1 protein-coding gene is annotated in these 415 nt (G+C 72.3%); it reads left to right on the plus strand.

Features of this window, described 5'->3' with window-relative positions:
* Window positions 1-415, plus strand: a 415-nt coding sequence (locus ACLWS4_RS37585; RefSeq protein WP_416876516.1) for an iron-containing alcohol dehydrogenase, incomplete at both ends; no start/stop codon positions are given.

A 415-nucleotide genomic window follows, 5' to 3' on the forward strand; every position in this document is an offset into this window, starting at 1 on the left:
CTGCAGGGCATCCGGCTGATCTTCGAGAACCTGGAGCAGGCCGTGGTGGACGGGCCGAACAGCCCCGTCGCCCGGGAGAAGATGCACAACGCCGGGACCATCGCCGGCATGGCCTTCGGCTCCGCCTTCCTCGGCGTGGTGCACGCGATGGCGCACACCCTGGGCGCCACCTTCCACGTGGCGCACGGCCGGACCAACGCGATCCTGCTGCCGCACGCGATCCGCTACAACGGCGCGGCCCCGGCCAAGGTGACCAGCTGGCCCAAGTACCGGGCGTACGTGGCCCCGGAGCGGTTCCAGCAGATCGCCCGGACCCTCGGCCTGCCGGCCGCCACCCCCGAGCAGGGCGTGGAGTCGCTGGCGCTGGCGGTGGAGGAGCTGCGGGCGAAGGTGGGCATCCCGGACTCCTTCAAGG

The sequence above is a fragment of the Kitasatospora sp. SC0581 genome (genome assembly GCF_048159585.1).
GTDB lineage: Bacteria > Actinomycetota > Actinomycetes > Streptomycetales > Streptomycetaceae > Kitasatospora.